This window comes from Streptomyces sp. NPDC058257 (assembly GCF_042881845.1).
GTDB lineage: Bacteria > Actinomycetota > Actinomycetes > Streptomycetales > Streptomycetaceae > Streptomyces.
The window spans coordinates 51,619-69,508 of the sequence record NZ_JBHVXJ010000007.1; the positions used below are offsets into that span (position 1 = coordinate 51,619).

General features: G+C 70.7%; 18 protein-coding genes. 8 read left to right on the top strand and 10 right to left on the bottom strand.

What is annotated here, in order from left to right:
• Positions 1-188 precede the first annotated feature (188 nt).
• From ACFVXC_RS18760 to ACFVXC_RS18770, 3 genes are all read left to right on the top strand, one after another.
• Positions 189-1,526 (top strand): hemolysin family protein, encoded by a 1,338-nt coding sequence (locus tag ACFVXC_RS18760; protein WP_389906527.1) that lies wholly within the window; start codon positions 189-191, stop codon positions 1,524-1,526.
• Entirely contained in the window at positions 1,523-2,548 is a 1,026-nt protein-coding gene (locus ACFVXC_RS18765) for a hemolysin family protein (protein ID WP_389906528.1), read from the top strand. The genes ACFVXC_RS18760 and ACFVXC_RS18765 overlap by 4 nt, the downstream gene beginning before the upstream one ends.
• Before the next feature lie 130 nt (positions 2,549-2,678).
• Positions 2,679-3,833 carry an acyltransferase family protein gene (locus tag ACFVXC_RS18770; RefSeq protein WP_389906529.1) on the top strand — a complete coding sequence of 385 codons (1,155 nt, stop codon included), beginning with the start codon at positions 2,679-2,681 and terminating at the stop codon, positions 3,831-3,833.
• Positions 3,834-3,873: 40 nt separating this feature from the next.
• On the opposite strand, the gene ACFVXC_RS18775 is transcribed toward ACFVXC_RS18770, so the two are convergent.
• Both ACFVXC_RS18775 and ACFVXC_RS18780 read right to left on the bottom strand, forming a co-directional pair.
• Positions 3,874-4,605, bottom strand: a complete 732-nt coding sequence (locus ACFVXC_RS18775) for an alpha/beta fold hydrolase (protein ID WP_389906530.1) — start codon at positions 4,603-4,605, stop codon at positions 3,874-3,876.
• A 33-nt stretch (positions 4,606-4,638) separates the two neighbouring features.
• On the bottom strand, positions 4,639-5,631 hold the full coding sequence (locus tag ACFVXC_RS18780) for a GlxA family transcriptional regulator (protein ID WP_389906531.1): 993 nt from the start codon (positions 5,629-5,631) through the stop codon (positions 4,639-4,641).
• A 52-nt stretch (positions 5,632-5,683) separates the two neighbouring features.
• Here ACFVXC_RS18780 and ACFVXC_RS18785 point away from each other — a divergent pair, with 52 nt between their 5' ends.
• Together ACFVXC_RS18785 and ACFVXC_RS18790 are read left to right on the top strand one after the other, a co-directional pair.
• Positions 5,684-6,079: a cupin domain-containing protein gene (locus ACFVXC_RS18785; RefSeq protein ID WP_389906532.1), complete on the top strand. Its 396-nt coding sequence runs from the start codon at positions 5,684-5,686 to the stop codon at positions 6,077-6,079.
• Positions 6,080-6,166: 87 nt separating this feature from the next.
• The gene (locus ACFVXC_RS18790) at positions 6,167-6,415 is read left to right on the top strand and encodes a holin (protein WP_389906533.1); all 249 of its coding nucleotides are present in this window, start codon (positions 6,167-6,169) and stop codon (positions 6,413-6,415) included.
• Between the two features lie 6 nt (positions 6,416-6,421).
• Here ACFVXC_RS18790 and ACFVXC_RS18795 read toward each other — a convergent pair whose 3' ends face one another.
• The 7 genes from ACFVXC_RS18795 to ACFVXC_RS18825 all read right to left on the bottom strand — a co-directional run bounded on the left by ACFVXC_RS18795 (position 6,422) and on the right by ACFVXC_RS18825 (position 15,535).
• Positions 6,422-8,059: an ABC-F family ATP-binding cassette domain-containing protein gene (locus ACFVXC_RS18795; protein WP_389906534.1), complete on the bottom strand. Its 1,638-nt coding sequence runs from the start codon at positions 8,057-8,059 to the stop codon at positions 6,422-6,424.
• Between the two features lie 50 nt (positions 8,060-8,109).
• Positions 8,110-9,123, bottom strand: a complete 1,014-nt coding sequence (locus ACFVXC_RS18800) for a hemolysin family protein (protein WP_389906535.1) — start codon at positions 9,121-9,123, stop codon at positions 8,110-8,112.
• Positions 9,120-10,451, bottom strand: coding sequence for a hemolysin family protein (locus ACFVXC_RS18805; protein ID WP_389906536.1), 1,332 nt, complete (start codon positions 10,449-10,451; stop codon positions 9,120-9,122). The genes ACFVXC_RS18800 and ACFVXC_RS18805 overlap by 4 nt, the downstream gene beginning before the upstream one ends.
• Before the next feature lie 202 nt (positions 10,452-10,653).
• Positions 10,654-11,079, bottom strand: coding sequence for a GNAT family N-acetyltransferase (locus ACFVXC_RS18810; protein ID WP_389906537.1), 426 nt, complete (start codon positions 11,077-11,079; stop codon positions 10,654-10,656).
• A gap of 86 nt (positions 11,080-11,165) precedes the next feature.
• Complete coding sequence (locus ACFVXC_RS18815) at positions 11,166-12,056, bottom strand: LLM class F420-dependent oxidoreductase (protein ID WP_389906538.1); 891 nt, start codon at positions 12,054-12,056, stop codon at positions 11,166-11,168.
• A 48-nt stretch (positions 12,057-12,104) separates the two neighbouring features.
• Positions 12,105-14,669: an ABC transporter permease gene (locus tag ACFVXC_RS18820; RefSeq protein ID WP_389906539.1), complete on the bottom strand. Its 2,565-nt coding sequence runs from the start codon at positions 14,667-14,669 to the stop codon at positions 12,105-12,107.
• Positions 14,670-14,683: 14 nt separating this feature from the next.
• On the bottom strand, positions 14,684-15,535 hold the full coding sequence (locus ACFVXC_RS18825; protein WP_389906540.1) for an ABC transporter ATP-binding protein: 852 nt from the start codon (positions 15,533-15,535) through the stop codon (positions 14,684-14,686).
• 240 nt (positions 15,536-15,775) lie between these two features.
• On the opposite strand from ACFVXC_RS18825, the gene ACFVXC_RS18830 reads away from it, so the two are divergent.
• The 3 genes from ACFVXC_RS18830 to ACFVXC_RS18840 all read left to right on the top strand — a co-directional run bounded on the left by ACFVXC_RS18830 (position 15,776) and on the right by ACFVXC_RS18840 (position 16,892).
• A complete protein-coding gene (locus tag ACFVXC_RS18830; RefSeq protein WP_383272256.1) occupies positions 15,776-16,003 on the top strand; it encodes an antitoxin in 228 nt (75 codons plus the stop codon).
• Positions 16,004-16,007: 4 nt separating this feature from the next.
• Positions 16,008-16,379 carry a fic family toxin-antitoxin system, toxin component gene (locus tag ACFVXC_RS18835; RefSeq protein WP_389906541.1) on the top strand — a complete coding sequence of 124 codons (372 nt, stop codon included), beginning with the start codon at positions 16,008-16,010 and terminating at the stop codon, positions 16,377-16,379.
• Between the two features lie 150 nt (positions 16,380-16,529).
• On the top strand, positions 16,530-16,892 hold the full coding sequence (locus ACFVXC_RS18840) for a VOC family protein (RefSeq protein WP_389906542.1): 363 nt from the start codon (positions 16,530-16,532) through the stop codon (positions 16,890-16,892).
• Positions 16,893-16,926: 34 nt separating this feature from the next.
• Here ACFVXC_RS18840 and ACFVXC_RS18845 read toward each other — a convergent pair whose 3' ends face one another.
• Positions 16,927-17,598: a class I SAM-dependent methyltransferase gene (locus tag ACFVXC_RS18845; protein WP_389906543.1), complete on the bottom strand. Its 672-nt coding sequence runs from the start codon at positions 17,596-17,598 to the stop codon at positions 16,927-16,929.
• Positions 17,599-17,890 lie beyond the last annotated feature (292 nt).

The window sequence follows — 17,890 nt, forward strand, 5'->3', positions numbered from 1 at the left end:
CCCGCCGGATCAGTTTGCCGTTCCTTTACAGTGGCTGTAGAAGCGCTACCGCTTCCCTGCCACCGCCCTCGTACGACACCGCGTACGAGTACGAGAAGGAGCCACGGACCCGCAATGGGTGAGCCTCCCAGTACGAACCGTGCCATTTCCCGCCCGCTGTCCGAGCGCGAGGGAACGGGGGTGGCACGGTGACCGAGATCCTGCTTCTGCTGCTCGCCCTGCTCCTCACGCTCGCCTGCGCGGTTTTCGTCGCGGCCGAGTTCTCCCTGACCACCGTCGAACGCAGTGACCTGGAGCGCGCCGCCGAGGCGGGCGAGCGGGGTGCCGAGGGGGCCCTGAAGGCCGTCCGGCGCCTGACCCTGCAACTGTCCGGCGCGCAGCTGGGCATCACCGTCACGTCCCTGGTGATCGGCATGCTCGCCGAGCCCTCGCTCGCGGCCCTGCTGCGCGGGCCGCTCGAAGCGGCCGGGCTCGACGGGGCCGCGTCCCCGGTGGCGAGCGTCCTGGGGGTGATCGTCTCCACTGTGGTCCTGATGGTCGTCGGCGAGCTGGTGCCCAAGAACTGGGCGATCTCCCGGCCGCTGGCCGTCGCCAAGGTGGTGGCGGCACCGCAGCGCGGCTTCACCGCCGCCTTCGGCCCTTTCATCCGGCACTTGAACAACACCGCGAACCACGTCGTACGCCGCTTCGGTCTCGAGCCCGCCGAGGAGCTCGCCTCCGCGCGCACCCCCGAGGAACTGGTCGCCCTGGCCAGGCGCTCGGCCGCCGAGGGCGCCCTGGAGGCGGACTCCGCCGAACTGTTCGTCCGCACGCTGCACTTGAGCGAGCTGACGGCGCAGAACGTGATGACCCCGCGCGTGGACGTACGGGCTCTGGAGGCGCACGCCACGGCCGCCGACGCCGCGAACCTGACGCACGCCACGGGCCTGTCCCGCTTCCCCGTCTTCCGCGACAGTCTGGACGAGGTCATCGGCACCGTGCACATCCGCGACGTGCTCGCCCTGGCCCCCGAGAAGCGGCGGCTCACCTCGGTCACCGAGCTGGCCACCGAGCCACTCCTCGTGCCCGACAGCCTGCCCGCGGACCGGCTTCTGGAGCGGCTGCGGGAGACCCGCACGATGGCCGTCGTGATCGACGAGTACGGCGGTACGGCCGGTGTGGCGACGGTGGAGGACATCGTCGAGGAGGTCGTCGGCGAGGTCCGCGACGAGCACGACCCCGTAGAGGTCCCCGATCTGCTGCCCGCGCAGACGGCCCCGGACGGCCGCACGGTGTGGGAGGCCGACGGCGGCGTCCGCATCGACCAGCTCGCCGCGATAGGACTCACCGCGCCCGAAGGGCCGTACGAGACCGTGGCAGGCCTGATCGCCACCCGCCTGTCCCGCATCCCGGCCAAGGGCGACGCCCTCGACCTCGACGGCTGGCAACTGGCAGTCCTGACGGTCGAGCACCACCGCGCCGACCGGATCAGCATCACCGAACCGGTACTCCAGGTGCCCCGCCAGGCCGTGGAGGGGGCACGATGACCACCATCCAGCTCACCATCGGCGCCCTGACGCTGCTCACCAACGCGTTCTTCGTCGGCGCCGAGTTCGCCCTGATCTCGGTACGCCGAAGCCAGATCGAACCCCGCGCCCAAGAAGGCGACAAGCGGGCCCGGGCCACCCTGTGGGGTCTTCAGCACATCTCCGCGATGATGGCCACCGCCCAACTCGGCATCACGGTCTCATCCCTGGTGCTCGGCGCGGTGGCGGAACCCGCCATCGCACACCTCCTCGAACCCGGCTTCGAAGCGGTCCACATCCCGCACGCGCTCGTGCACCCGATCGCCTTCGTCATCGCCCTGTCCGTGGCGACGTATCTGCACATGCTGATCGGCGAGATGGTCCCCAAGAACATCGCGCTCGCCGCGCCCGCCAGGACCGCGCTGCTCCTCGGCCCGCCGCTGGTGGCCCTCACCCGTGCCCTCAGGCCGGTCGTCTTCGGCATCAACGCCTTCGCCAACACCCTGCTCAGGCTGCTGCGGGTCGAGCCGAAGGACGAGGTCGAGTCCGTGTACACGGACGACCAGCTCGCCCGTATGGTCATCGACTCCAGTGCGGCCGGGCTCCTGTCGGCGGCCGACGGCGAGCGGCTGCGCGACGCCCTGGAGCTCGGCACCCGGCCGGTCGGCGAGATCCTCGTACCGGCGGCCAAGATGCGCACCGTCGAACACACCGTCACCCCGGCGCGCCTGGAGCGGGTGGCCGCTGACGCGGGCTTCTCCCGCTTCCCGGTGACAGGGCCGGAGGGCACCCTGCTCGGCTACCTCCACATCAAGGACACCCTGGGCATCGCCGAGCGGGACCGGCCGTTCCCGCGCGGCGCGCTGCACGCGATCACACGGGTGCACATCGACACTCCGCTCGACGACACCCTCACCGCGCTGCGGGCGGCGGGCAGCCACTTGGCCGCGGTCACCGGCGAGAGCGGCACGGTGCTCGGGTTCGTCACCATGGAGGACGTCCTGACCGAGCTGGTCGGACCCTCTCCGGCGGCGTTCGGCTGATTCACAGGCGGCGTGACTGTACGTGTGGGGGCTTCGGTGGCTAGGGTGCCGGTGATGTTCTACACAGGTGTAGCACCCGCAAATACTGTAAGACGCGAGACCGCGGGCCCGGGTTCCCCCGGGAGGTCCCGTGAGTGAGCCTGTCCGGTCGGTGGACCAAACCGGGGCGCTGCGAACGCCGTTGCCCGCCGCGCGCAGTGCCCCTCCGGCGGCGCCACAAGCCCCCACCGTGGCGCCGAAACCGCCGGTCAAGCAGCGAGACGCGTTCTTCGACAACGCGAAGTACCTGGCGATCGTGCTGGTCGCGATGGGCCATGCGTGGGAGCCGCTGCGCGGCGACAGCCGTGCGGCGGCCGCGCTCTACATCACCGTCTATACGTTCCACATGCCGGCGTTCATCGTCATCTCCGGCTACTTCTCGCGGAGCTTCGACGCGAGCCCCGGCCGCCTCAAGCGCCTGGTGACCGGCATCGCCGTGCCGTACGTCATCTTCGAAGTCGCGTACACCTTCTTCAAGCGCTACGCGGACGACGACCCCACGTACCCGATCAGCCTGCTGGACCCCTGGTACCTCACCTGGTTCTTGATCGCGCTCTTCATCTGGCGGCTCACCACCCCGCTGTGGAAGGTGGTGCGCTGGCCCCTGCCGCTCTCGCTCGCCATCGCCGTGCTGGCCTCGGTCTCGCCGGACATCGGTGACGACCTGGACCTCCAACGGGTGCTGCAGTTCCTGCCGTTCTTCGTCCTCGGCCTGTGTCTGAAGCCCGAGCACTTCCAGCTGGTGCGGCGCCGCGAAGCCCGGCTGATCGCGCTGCCCGTCTTCGCGATGGTCATGCTGTTCGCCTACTGGGCGGCGCCGCGCATGAACGCCGCCTGGTTCTACCGCCGGGACAGCGCACAGGAGCTGGCCGCGCCCGGCTGGACCGGGGGCGTGATGACGCTCGCGATGTTCGGCTGCTCGGTGGTCCTCGTCGCGTGCTTCTTCGCCTGGGTCCCCGGGCGCAAGCTCTGGTTCACCGCCCTGGGCGCGGGCACGCTCTACGGCTATCTGCTGCACGGCTTCCTCGCCAAGGGCTCCCGCTTCTGGGACTGGTACGAGCTCGACTGGCTGCACACGCCGCTGGGCGAGATCACGGTCACGCTCGCCGCGGCGACCGTCATCACGGCGCTGTGCACACCGCCGGTGCAACGTCTCTTCCGGTTCGCGATGGAACCCGACATGGAGTGGGCGTTCAAGAAGGACGCGAAGGCGCTGGCCCGCGAGCGGGGCACGCGCCGGCGCTGAGGGACAAGTGCCGGGCCCTGCGACTACCTCCTCGGCGCGCTCAGCTGTGAGCGGGTAGTTGCAGGGCGAAGCGGCGGACGGCCTCGGTGAAGGCGGCAGGGTCGTCGAAGTTCGCGAGATGTCTCGCCCGTGGGATCAATTCGACGCGGGCGTGCGGATGCGCGCGGACGAAGTCCCTCTCGCCGGACCGGAAGACGCTGTCCTTCTCGCCGTTCAGGATCAGGACGGGAGCCGCCACATGACGCATCGCATCCGCGTCGAAGCGGCCAAGGACCTCGCCCCAGGCGGCCGGCAGCGTGTGGAAGGCGTAGCCGGAGCGGACGGTGGCGTCCACCACCTCGGGCGGATAGAGCCGACGCAGCAGCCTGTCGTTCCAGCGCGTCAACCGGTCCGCCGGTATGCGGGGGACGAGCCCGGCGGCCCACCGGTACGGCGTCGCCCACGGACCACGAGTCGAGGCGCTGGCGCCCGCGAGGACCAACCCCCGCAGCTGCTGCGGGCAGCGCCGCGCGAACTCCAGCGAGGCGTACCCACCGAGCGAGTGTCCGACGACCAGCGCCGGGCCGTGGCCGAGCGAGTCCACCGCTGAGGCGATGATCTCCGTCGCCGCGTTCAGACTCCAGGGTTCGGCGCAGCGGGCGCCGTGGCCCGGCAGGTCGACGGCGGCCACCGGGAACTCCATGTGGAGCGCGGCGAGCTGCGGGCTCCACTGTCCCGCGCTGAACCGAGTCCCGTGTACGAAGACGATGGGCGGTGCGTCCGCAGCCGTCATGATTCCCCCAGATCAGAGTGTGGTCGGCCCGCGTCAGTTGGGCGCGGGCCCGAATCGGCGTCGGTAGGCCGAAGGAGTCAGTCCCGTCTCGCGACGCATCAGGGCGCGCAGATTGGCGGTGGTGCCGAGCCCGCTGCGCCGCGCGACCGTCTCGAAGGGGGCCACGCCCCGCTCGATCAACCGGCAGGCCAGCGTGAGGCGTTCGCCGGTGAGCCAGGCCAGGGGCGTGGTGCCGAGCTGGGCCTGGAAGCGGCGGTGCAGGGTCGCGGTGCTGAGTGCGGCGCGCGCCGCGAGACCCGGCACCGACAGGGCCGAGTCGAGCCGTTCCTGGGCCCAGACGAGTACAGGGGCCAGGGACTCGTCCGGTACTTCGGGCACCGGGCGCTCCACGAACTGCCGTTGTCCGCCGTCCCGATGGGCGGCGAAGACGAGGCGGCGGCTGACCGCGTTGGCGACCTCCGCTCCGTGATCGCGGCGGACCAGGTGGAGTCCGAGGTCGAGTGCGGCGGCACTGCCCGCGGCGGTGAGGATGTCGCCGTCGTCGACGAAGAGCACGTCCGGTTCGAGCCGTACGCCGGGGAAACGGGCCCGGAAGTCGTCCGCCCACTGCCAGTGCGCGGTGGCGCGGCGACCGTCGAGCACTCCGGCCTCCGCGAGCGTGAAGGCGCCGCTGCAGAAGCCGACGAGCCGGGCTCCCCGGGCGTGCGCCCGGCGAACGGCATCCAGGACGGCCGGGCGGCGAGGGACCTCGATGTCGGGACGGTTGGGCACGATCAGGGTGTCCGCCGAATCGGCAGCGTCCAGTCCGGCGACGCCCGTCAGCGTGAAGAACCCGTCCCGCATCAGGGTGTGCGGCTCGGGCGAACAGAGGCTGAACTCGTAGAGATCACGCCCGAGTTCGGGCCTGCGAAGGCCGAACACCTCGGTGGCGCAGCCGAGCTCGAAGGGGTTGGAGTTCGCGTCGACGATGACGACGACGCGGTGCGGAGTCCCCGCTCCGGCAGCCTGAGAGGATCCTTGCGGCATACGCCATTTCTACCACTCACGGAGTCGGCGGCGAACGCCGGAGGCTGGACACATGAGCAACGAACCCATCGTCCTGGGCAGCGCCCTCGCCTCCTTCGACGCCCTGTGGAGCCCCCGCATCGTCACCCGCGTCAACGACTACGACGTACGTGTGGCGAAGGCGGACGGCGACCACCTGTGGCACGTTCATGACGACACTGACGAGTTCTTCCTGGTCCTCGAAGGCGAACTGCGCATCTCCCTGCGCGAGCCGTCCGGCGAACGCACGGTCGACCTCCCCGCGGGCACGGTCTTCACGGTCCCGCGCGGCACGGAACACAAGCCGTCTGCCCCGTCCGGTGCCAAGATCCTCCTCTTCGAGCCCACGGGCACCCCGACGGTCGGTGACCGGCACGAGGAGATCCCGGATCACGTCGACGCGACGACGGGTCACAGCCTCGATCCCTGAGAGTGACCCCGGTGACCCCCTGGGCACCGGTACCTGACAGCGGTATGCCAGGTGTTGACCCCGCAATCACGAGAGAGTGGGCCAGACATGTGGACCGCTGGATTCTGGAAGGCCACCGCGGAGCGCGCGCTCCGTACCTTCGCGCAGTCGCTCGCCGCTGTCCTGATCGCCGGGGCGACGACCCTCCTGGACGTCGACTGGAAAGTGGCGCTCGCCACCGCGGGGATGGCGACGCTGCTCGCCGTCCTCACGGCGGTCGGCGCCGCGAACGTAGGGGCGCGCGGGCCGGGCGTCACGGAGACGCCGACCCCCCACAGGGAACACACCGCGCCCTGACAGGAGTCAGGTCCTGACCACCCGGCCGGCCTCCACCGAGATCCGCTCGCCCCAAAAGCGCTCCCGAAGCCTCCGGTCGTGCGACACGACGACCAGCGTGCCCCGGTACTGCGCGAGCGCCTGGTCGAGCTCCTCGACCAGGGCGGGGGAGAGGTGGTTCGTCGGCTCGTCGAGCAGGAGGAGGTCGGCCGGACGTGTCACCAGGCGGGCAAGGGCCAAGCGGCGGCGCTGTCCCACGGAGAGCCCCTTCACCGGCACGACCAGGTCCTCCTCGCGGAAGAGACCGAGGGACAGAAGTGCCTCCGCGTGGTCATCGGGCAGCCCCGCGAGCCCCGCGGCGAAGGCGTCGAGGAGCGGCCTCGCCGTGTCCTCGTAGGACCCGCTGATGTACTCGGTCTCCTGCGGCAAGTAGCCGACGCGGGACGGGAGGTGGACCTCCCCGCGATCCGGAGTGAGCACCCCGGCCAGGACACCGAGCAGCGTCGACTTGCCCGCGCCGTTCACGCCGGTCACCAGCGTGCGCGAACCCGGTTCGAGGAGCAGGCTCTCGACGGCGAGACGCTCGCCCACCACGACGTCCGTCAGGACTGCCGGGCGTACGAAGGGGTGGTCGCCGCCCTCGATGCCCTCACCGGGCGTGAAGTGCAGCGGGTCGGGTGGGCGCGGCACCGGCTCCGCGCGCAGCCTGCGCAGCCGCTCGCGCGCGTTGCGCACGACACCGGAGATCTGGCCCTCCACGGACCGCTGATGGCCCGCGAACCGAGGACTGTCACTCATCCGCCAGCCCACCGAGAGCCGCTCGGAACCGCCCTCCGCGAGCCGCTCCTGGCGTTCGACCTCCTGGCTCCACTCCCGGTAGCGCTCCTCCCAGCGCCGCCGGGCCGTGGCGCGCTGCTCCAGATAGCCGTGCCAGCCGCCGCCGAAGCGGGCCACGCCGCGGCGGTCGCCGTCGACCTCGACGATCGCCTCGGCGACCCGGTCGAGGAAGACCCGGTCGTGGGTGACGGCGACGACGGTGCCCCGGTGGGCACGCAGCCGCTCCTCCAGCCAGCCGAGGGCCTGGTCGTCCAGGTGGTTCGTCGGCTCGTCCAGGAGGAGCAGTTCGGGCTGCGGGGCCAGGACGCAGGCGAGCGCGAGGCGCGCGGCCTCGCCGCCGGACAGCGACCCCAGGCTCCGGGAACGCTCCAGGTGGGGCACGCCGAGGCCGTGCAGGGCCGCGTCGAGGCGCGCGTCGGCGCGGTAGCCGTCACGCGCCTCGAACGCGGCGATGAGGTCTCCGTACGCGGCGAGTTCGGCCTCTCCCGCCGAGCCGAGCGACTCCTCGGCCCGCCGGATCCGCCGCTCCAGGTCCCGCAGTTCGGCGAGCGCGTCGTCCACCGCGTCCCGCACGGTGGCGTGCGGCGGAAGGCGCAGGGTCTGCGCGAGATAGCCGGTGCCGCCGTCCGACACGACGGCCACCTCGCCGTCGGCGGGCACGAACTCGCCCGCCATCAGGCGCAGGAGCGTCGACTTCCCCGAGCCGTTCTCACCGATGACACAGGCCTTCTCGCCGGGCCGCACCGACAAGGAGACCTGTTCGAGCACAGGCCGCTCCGGATACCCGTACGACACGTCGCGCAGGACGAGTTGACTCACAGTGCGCATCCCCCTCGGATCAACGGGTTGCCCCTCGGTTGTACGGGTCGCCCCCTCGGTCACACGGGCTGACCGAACAGCTCCCGCAGTACGTCCTCCATCGTGACCATGCCGGCCAGCCTGCCGTCCGAGCCGAGCACCGCCGCCACATGCGTGCGGCTGCGGCGCATCGCGGTCAGCACGTCGTCCAGCGGTGTGGTCTCGCGGACCTGGGCGATCTTCCGCATGTCGGGCACCCGGAACGGAAGATCGCGCGGCATCCGGTCGAGCGCGTCCTTGACGTGCAGATAGCCGACGATACGAAGGCCGTCGTCCACGACGGGGAAGCGCGAGAAACCGGACTCCGCCGAAAGCCGCTCAAGCTCCTCCGGCGTCACGCCCACCCGGGCGTAGACCACGCTCTCCAGCGGGAGCACCACATCCCTTACGGGACGGCGGCCCAGCTCCAGGGCGTCGTGCAGCCGCTCCTGGGCGCGGTCGTCGATCAGCCCCGCCTCGCTGGAGTCCTTGACCATCCGGGCGAGCTCGTCGTCCGAGAAGGACGCGCTCACCTCGTCCTTCGCCTCGACCCTGAGCAGCTTCAGCAGGCCGTTGGCGAACGCGTTGATGGCGAAGATGACCGGGCGCAGCGCCCGCGCGATCGCGACGAGCGGCGGGCCGAGCAGCAGCGCCGTGCGCACCGGCTCGGCCAGCGAGATGTTCTTGGGGATCATCTCTCCGAGCAGCATGTGCAGATACGTCGCCACCGTCAGGGCGATGACGAACGAGATCGGGTGGACCATGCCGTGCGGCACCCCGACCCCGTCGAACAGCGGCTCCAGGAGATGCGCGATCGCGGGCTCGGCGACGATGCCGAGCACCAGTGTGCACAGCGTGATGCCGAGCTGCGCGGCGGCGAGCAGCGCGGACACGTGCTGAAGACCCCACAGCACGCTCTTGGCACGCCGGTCGCCGTCCTCGGCGTGCGGCTCGATCTGGCTCCTTCGTACGGAGATGAGGGCGAACTCGGCGCCCACGAAGAAGCCGTTGACCACGAGGGTCGCAAGGCCGATCAACAACTGGACGGCGATCATCGCTCCTCCTCCTGGTGGTCGTCGTTCAGGGGCGCGTGCAGCAGGACGCGGGCCGCGCGGCGGCCACGCGCGTCCACCACGTCGAGCCGCCAGCCGCCCACGTCGAGGCTGTCGCCCTCGGCCGGGATACGGCCGAGCTCGGTCGCGACGAGCCCGGCAAGGGTCTCGTAGGGCCCGTCAGGCACGCGCAGGCCGACCCGGGCGAGCTGGTCGGTGCGGGCCGAGCCGTCGGCGGAGTACTGCGTCCGGCCGTCGTCGTCCGTGCCCGCGGCGGCGATGTCGGACGTCTCGTGCGGGTCGTGCTCGTCCCGCACCTCGCCGACTACCTCCTCGACGATGTCCTCCAGGGTCGCGACGCCCGCCGTGCCGCCGTACTCGTCGATGACCACGGCCATCGTGCGCTTGCCGGAGAGCCGGTCGAGCAGGCGGTCGACGGTCAGTGTCTCCGGTACGAGGAGGGGCTGGCGCATCAGCTCCGCGACGGGGTGGCGGGCCCTGCGCTCGGCGGGTACCGCGAGGACGTCCTTGATGTGCGCGACGCCGACGACCGAGTCGAGGTTGCCGCGGTAGACGGGGAAGCGGGACAGGCCCGTCGCGCGGGTGGCGTTCGCGACGTCCTCGCAGGTGGCCATCACATCGAGGGCCATGACCTGGACGCGCGGGGTCATCACGTTCTCCGCGGTGAGGTCGGCGAGGTTCAGGGTGCGGACGAACAGCTCGGCGGTGTCCGCCTCCAGGGAGCCCTCCTTGGCGGAGTGCCTGGCGAGCGCCACCAGCTCCTTGGGGCTGCGCGCGGAGGCCAGCTCCTCGGTGGGCTGGATGCCGAAGCGGCGGACGGAGCGGTTCGCGGTGTTGTTCAGGTGCGCGATGAAGGGGCGGAACAGGGAGCTGAACAGGCGCTGCACGGTGGCCACCCGTTTGGCGACGGCCAGCGGCGACGAGATCGCCCAGTTCTTGGGGACCAGCTCGCCGACGACCATCAGGAAGACGGTCGACAGGGCCGTACCGATCACCAGGGCCACCGATGAGGCCGCCGACGAGGGGATGCCCACCGAGCGCAACGGGCCCGCGATCAGCTTGGCGATGGAGGACTCGGAGAGCATGCCGACGACCAGATTGGTGACGGTGATGCCCAGCTGGGCCCCGGAGAGCTGGAAAGTGAGGTTCTTGACGGCCTTGAGGGCGCCTGCGGCGCCGCGCTCGCCGCGTTCGGAGGCTCGCTCCAGTTCGCTGCGTTCGACCGTCGTGAGGGAGAACTCGGCCGCGACGAAGACGCCGCACGCCAGCGAGAGCAGCACCGCCACGAGGAGCAGGAGCACTTCGGTCATCGGGTCACCTCCGTCCCATGATCGGGCAGGGACCGGGGGAACGCGCGATGTCGGGTACTGGGAGGCTCGCCCATGGGCGGACGGTCACACCTTTCGTTGACGTTCGAGTGGTCCGTTCATTTTAAGGGATCAGGACAGTCTGCTCCTGCGGATCAAAGGTCCACTCCGGCGGATCGTCCCCGGGTACCCATGGTTCGGCCGCTCAGTCGGCGAGATGCTTCACCCAGCGGCTCCACTGCGGCTGGGGCGCGTAGCCCGCGGCACGCCATGCGTGATGGGCCTGCTCGTTGCGGTCCAGGACCATGGCGTCGCCGCGGCGGCCGCCGAGGCCCACGAAACGCTCCTCGGCCGCGGCGAGGAGCGCCGAGCCGATGCCCTGGCGGCGGTGGTCGGGATGTACGGCGAGACGGTAGAGGTGGCAGCGCCAGCCGTCGAATCCGGCTATCGCGGTTCCGGCGATGACTCCTTCGCGCTCCGCGATCAGCAGGGCCTCGGGGTCCCGTGCGACGAGGCGGGCCACGCCGTCGTGGTCGTCGCTGATGCTCGTACCCTCCGCGGCCGCACGCCAGAACCGGAGCACGGTGTCGATGTCCGAAGGGGTCGCACCGCGGATGTGGAGATCGCTCATGGGGGAGATGTAAGCAGTGCGTCCGCCTGTCTGGCGAGTGGTTTCCGCGTGCGCGGGCGGCCGTGCACCGTCCCGGGCGCCTCTCCTCACTCGCCGCGCAACTGCTCGATGACCGGGCCGAACGCGTCCATGACGGGCTCCAGGACGGTGATGTACGAGAAGCCGTACCGCTCACGCTGGGCGCGCAGCTGCTCGGCTATTTGTTCGACTGTGCCGATGAGGAGGATCGGCAGGCCGAGGGCCTCGTCCTCGGTGAGGTGCGGGATGTATTCGAGTACGGGCTGGATCGCTCCCCGACGGTCGCCGGTCACCTCGACCAGCTGGATCAGCAGGTTCAGCTCCGCCGGTTCGGAGCGGCCCGCTGCGAAGCGCCGGTAGGCGGCGATCCGATCGTCCAGTTCCTCGGGCGTGAGGTGGCTCATCCTTCCGCTGCTGTCGCCCGGAGCCACCTTGGCGCCGGTGAACGCCGCGATGTCGGCGTGCTCGGCGGTCAGCTTCAGCATGCGGTCGCCGTTGCCGCCGACAAGAAGCGGCGGCCGGGGCTTCTGCAGGGCACCCGGCTGGTGCTCGTCGGAGCCGAGGAGTCCGTCCAACTTCTCGATGGTGCGCCGGAGATGAGCCACGCGCTCACCGGGCGTGCCCCAGGGAAGTCCGGCGGCGTCGAGCTCCGGCTTGACGTATCCCGTGCCGAGCCCCAGTTCGAGGCGCCCGTTCGTGAGCGCGTCCGCCGTCGCCACCTCGCGGGCGAGCAGTGTGGGGTTCCAGAATCCGGCGTTCAGGACGAACGTGCCGACGCGGGGCCGCTCAGTGGCCTCGGCGGCGGCGACGACCGACGGGAACGGTGCGGGCATGCCGAGATGGTCGGCGACCAGGATGACGTCGTAGCCGAGTGCCTCTGCCTTGCGGCACTTCTTGCGCCACTCGTCGCCGGTGGAAGCGGTGACCATGTTGACCCCGAAGCGGAACGGGCGGGCCATGAACTCTCCTCATGCGGATGGACAGTTGGGCGCGGCGGCCCCAGTCCATCACTCGTGCGCGATGGCCGCCAGGACATTCATGCGCGATGCGCGCAGCGCGGGCAGCAGTGCGGCGGCGAGGCCGACGATCACCGATCCGACCAGCACCGCGATCACCGTCGTCCAGGGGATCGCGAACGCCGTCATGCCCTGCAACGCGAGCACCTGCTGTGCCGCGACACCCCACACCAGGCCGAGTGCGAGCCCGAGCAGCGCGCCGAACACCGCGATCACCACCGACTCCAGGCGGATCATCCGGCGCAGCTGCCGCCGGGCGAGCCCGATGGCGCGCAGCAGGCCGATCTCGCGGGTGCGCTCGACGACCGAGAGGGCCAGGGTGTTGACCACGCCGAGGACCGCGATGATGATCGCCAGGCCGAGCAGCGCGTAGACGAGGTAGAGCATCACGGCGATCTGCTCGCGGATCAGATCCTTGTAGTCGGCCTGGTCGCGGACCTGAACCTGTGGAAACGGATCAAGTGTCTTCTCCAGCCGCTCGCGCAACGTGTCGGGACCCGTGCCCGAGGCCGCGTTGACGTACAGCGCGGAGTCCTGACCACCCGGCACGAACTCCTCGACGGTCTCCATGCCGAAGAAGAGCCCGCCCTCGACGCCGAACCCCTCGGCTCCCGGCTGATCGGTGAGCGCGCCCACCGTCAGTTCCGTCTTGCGCCCGCCGGGGAACTCCACGGGCAGCTTCGAACCCGTCCGGATCTTGTGGTCGCGCGCGAAATCCCGCTGCATGGCGATGTTTCCGGGCGCGAGCGCCGTGGACGTGTCGCCTGAGACGTACGTGACGTGGGCGACGTCGTCGAGGCGCGGATCGTAGCCCGCCGCGGTCGTCTCCACGCTCTTGCCGTCCGGCGTGGACACCTTCACCGGAGCGAACCGCTGGCGCACGACGAGCCCGACGCCCCCGGTCTTCCGCACCTTCTCGGTGATCTCCCGTGAGAACGGCACGAAGTTGCTGTTCTGTACGACGAAGTCGGCGCCGAGCGTCTTGTCGATCTGTTCGTCGAAGGATTTGGTCATCGACGCGCTCGCCACCGACATGCCGCTCACCAGGGCGAGGCCCACCATGAGGGCGGCGGCCGTGGCGCCCGTGCGGCGCGGGTTGCGCAGCGCGTTGCGCTGGCTCATCCGGCCGACCGAGCCGAACAGGGCGGGGAACGCGCCACCGAGCACCCGGATCACGGGGCGGACGAGGAGCGGACCCGCGATGACGGTGGCGATCAGGGTGAGGACGATGCCTAGGCCGAGCAGGGACGCGGCCGTGGACGTCTTCTCCGAGGTGGCGCAGCCCACGAGTGCGGCGGCGCCCGCCGCACCGACGACCACACCGACGGTCGCGCGGATCTTCAACGGCCTGCCCACGCCCGCGATCTCCGCGTCGGCGAGCGCCGCCATCGGCGAGACCTGGGCCGCGCGCCTGGCGGGGAGGTACGCCGCGACGAAGGTGACGCCGACCCCGACGACGTACGAGGCGACGGGAGTTCCCCACCCGATGACCATCTCGGTCGACTTCAGGTTCATCCCCAGCAGGCCCATCAGCTCGATGAGCCCGGCCGCGAGCCCGATCCCCGCCGCGAGCCCGACCGTCGAACCGGCCACGCCGAGCAGGACCGCCTCGGTGAGGACGGAGCGGCGGACCTGCTTTCGATCGGCCCCGAGCGCGCGCAGCAGGCCCAGTTCGCGGGTGCGCTGCGCGATCAGCATCGAGAAGGTGTTGACGATCAGGAAGATGCCGACCAGGACGGCGATGCCCGCGAAGCCGAGCATCACGTACTTGATGACGTCCAGGAAACCGCCGAGGTCGGACGCCGCCGAATCCGCCTGCTCGTCGGCGGTCTTCAGGTCGTAGCCCGAGCCTAGTTCGGCGGCGATACGTCGCTTCAGTTCGATGTCGCTCACACCGGGAGCGGCGTCCACCGAGATGCCCGTCGCCGCGTCCTTGTCGCCCAGGAGCTCACGCTGGGCGGCCCGAGTGTCCAGGAAGACCAGGGCCGCACCGGGGTTGGTGGTGGTGAAGGTGACGATGCCGACGACCTTGACCTTGAACGAGCCTGGCGCGGCGAGCACCGTGAGGGTGTCGCCGATCTTCACGTCCTTCTTGTCGGCCGTGTCCGCGTCGAGCAGTGCCTGGTGCTTGCCGCGAGGGGTGTGTCCCGAGGTCAGATCGACGGGGCTGCGGTCGGTGACCTGCCAGTTGGTGGCGATGGTGGGGGCGCCGGTGGTGGGCCCCACGGAGTCGTTCTCGCTGTCGACGATCGTGATGTTCTCGACGGCCGCGTCCACACGGGTACGGGCCACCCCGTCGACCTCGGCCAGGCGGCCGGCGAGCCTCGCGGGGATCGTCGGCGTCTGCCCCGAGGGCACCGCCTCGTCGAGGTTCTCCTTCGGCTCGACGGTCACATCGGCGGAGGTCGAGGCGAAGAGCCGGTCGAAGGTGCGGGCGACCGTGTCCGAGAAGATGAGGCTGCCCGCGACGAACGCCACCGAGAGGATCACGGCGAGTGCGGAGAGCAGCAGCCTGCCCTTGTGCGCGAGGAAGCTCCTGAGGGTCGCCTTCAGCATGGCCCCTGACCGCCTCAGTCCCGGTCCGGTTTGCCGTCACTGTCGAGGTCCGGACCCCCGTCGGACTCGGCACGGCTCTCCCGCGGCAGCGCGTGAGCCGCGTCGAACCGCTTGAGGCGTTCCAGGACCGACTCCGCCGTCGGGTGCGGCATCTGGTCGACGATCCTGCCGTCCGCGAGGAAGAGCACCAGGTCGGCGTGGGCGGCCGCGCCCGGGTCGTGGGTGACCATGACGACGGTCTGCTCCAGCTTGTCGACGGCCTCGCGCAGGAATCCGAGCACTTCGAGGCCCGCGCGGGAGTCGAGGTTGCCGGTCGGCTCGTCCGCGAAGATCAGCTCGGGGCGCGCCGCGAGCGCCCGCGCGCAGGCGACGCGCTGCTGCTGGCCGCCGGACAGCTGGGCGGGCCGGTGCTTCAGGCGGTCGCGCAGGCCGAGCGTGTCGATGACGTACTCGAGCCACTCGCGGTCGGGGCGCTGGCCCGCGATGTCCATCGGCAGCGTGATGTTCTCGACGGCGTTCAGGGTGGGGATGAGGTTGAAGGACTGGAACATGAACCCGACGCGGTCCCGCCGCAGCCGCGTCAGCTCCCGCTCCTTGAGCCCCGTGATCTCGGTGTCACCGATCCACACCTGCCCCGCGGAGACCGTGTCGAGCCCGGCGAGCAGGTGCATGAGCGTGGACTTGCCCGAACCGGACGGGCCCATGACCGCCGTGAAACGGCCGCGTGCGATGTCCACGTCGACCGAGTCGAGGGCGAGCACGGTGGTCTCGCCGGAGCCGTAGGCCTTGGTCAGAGCGCGGGCGCGGGCGGCGACCCCGGCGGGCTCCGCAAGGCCTGTGGCCGATACCGAAGCAGGTGTGGGCAAGGCCGCCTCCTGGGTCGTGGCTGTTCAACTCCCGTAATCCCAACTCCCTTGATTCTGCCGAGAGTAGAGGGCTGGGGCGGGCGCCGGTATCCCTCCGAGGTCGTGGACCGGATACGTATGTAAGGGGCACTGGCCCTGTCGTCCCCCGGTTCTCCCGTGCGCCCCTGAGCCTTCCTGCGCCCTCCCGCGCCCTGCCGCGCCCTCTTGTCGGTGCTAGCGCTGCGGCGCTAGCTTGACAGCATGGCGAAGACTCAGCTGAACGTGCGGGTGGACGAAGGCACCGCCCGGGCCGCTCGTGAGCGCGCGCTCGCCCGCGGGATGAGCGTGAACCGCTACATCGAGGAACTGGTCAAACAGGACGCCGGCGAGATCGGGCACACCTTCGTCGAGGCCGCCGCCGACTTTATGAAGCAGTACGAATCCGTCTTCGCCGAAGAGTTCGGTCCCGAGCGCGAGGGTCGTCGTTGAGCCTTTGAACCTCAGAATCGATCTTGCCTGGCTGTTGATGATCGCCGAACACAAGACGCCCGGAGACCCGCAGGTCACCGACTGGGGTGCCCTGGTGGCCGCCGTCAGTCGGCACGAGGCGGAGATTTTCGGCGTGCCCGTCTACGAAAGTCCCCACGACCGCGCCGCCGCCCTGCTCCAGGTACTCCTGCACATCCCCGCCCTGGAACGCTCCAACGCCCTCTTCGCCTCGTCCGTCGCCTACGCCTATCTGGTCGCCAGCGGCATGAAGGTCGTCACCTCGCCCGAGCAGGTGCGGGAACTGGCCCGGCTCGTGAAGGAGGACGGGGCGAGCGTGCACACCATCGCGGAGGAGCTGCGGAGATGGAGTCTTTGACCGTCACCCGGAGCCGGTGCCGGGGTGGGTGAACTCCCAGCCGGTGCCCGGGTGGGTGAACTCCTGGCCCCCTGAGGTCAGTTCACCCACAACTGATCATGCGGCGAGGATAGGTTCGGGGTGAGAGAGCCGCACCCCAGGAGGACGTCCATGCCTGCCGCCATCCAGCCGATGATCATCACCCCGGAGCTCGACCGCCTGTTGCGGTTCTACCAGGAGTTGTTCGGGGCGCGGGAGGTGTCGAGGAGTCCGGAGGAGGGGCCCGCCTTCTTCGTGGACCTGCGCATCGGCGACTCGCAGCTCGGCGTCGTCTCGGACGCGAGCGTGCCGCTCGGCACGCCGCAGCGCATTGTGCTGAGCGTGGCGGTGGAGGCGGTGGACGACCTCCTCAAGCGGGTGGACGCACTCGGCGGCGAGGCGCTCGGTCCTGCCAACGACATGCCGTGGGGGCAGCGTGTCGCGCACATCAAGGATCCGGACGGCAACGCGGTCAACCTCACGCAGGCGATCTGACGCCTGGCGCCGGGCGCCCGTGGGTACGGGGGAGTCAGTCGTTCTCGGGCCGCCGGGCCGTACCGAGCACACAGTACGAAGAGGGCAGCCGCGGGCCTTTAGGGGGCACCAACAGCCTTCGGTACGGGCCGATTTCGAATCCAGCGGCGCGCAGGGCGCCCACCGTGTCGCGGGCGACGTGACAGCCGCCGAAGAGCAGGGGCCAGACCGTGCGGTCCAAGGCGCGCTGCGCGGTCGCCATCGCCGCACCCGGAGCCACGCCGTGCTCGAAGAACCGCAGTTCGCCGCCGGGGCGCAGGACGCGCCGAAGCTCTCCGAGGGCGCGGGGCACGTCGCGCACGCTGCACAGCACCAGTGACGTCACGGCGCCGTCGAAGGCCTCGCTCTTGACGGGCAGTGCCTCGGCGACGCCGGGCACGACGTCGACCGGTACGTCGACCCGTACGGCCGTGGACGCGGCCAGGTGCCGCAGGGTGCGCTCGGGTTCGATGGCCACGACCTCGGACACCGCCGACGGATAGTGCGCGAAGTTCAGACCGTTCCCCGCGCCGACCTCGATCACACGACCGGAGAGACCGGAGAGAAGCTCCTTGCGGTACGCGGCGATCACCCGCTCGGCGGCCACGCTCTGGCGGGCGTAGAAGCGGGCGAAGACGGGGTGGTGCACGGTGTCCCGGGACGCGGCTTTGGCGGAACGAGGTGACATGGGCCCTCCTCGACGGGGCGAGCGGATACCGCAATGGTGCCCAGGCAGCGCCGCTTTCCCCCACACGGACGCGCGTGAGTCGACCGCTCCGGGGCCTTCCCGGGAGTGCCGGAGGTGCCGGTGCGCGGCGTGTCGGGCGGTGGTGCGACGGGGGAGCGCTGAGGTTCGCCGCGCCGGGGCCGCACGAAGGCTGCGGGGAACTGCGCGGGGGCTGCGGGGAGCGGGGCCAAGGACCGCGGGGGAGCCGCACGGACCCGCGGGGAGCCGCACGGGATCTGCGGGGAGCCGCACG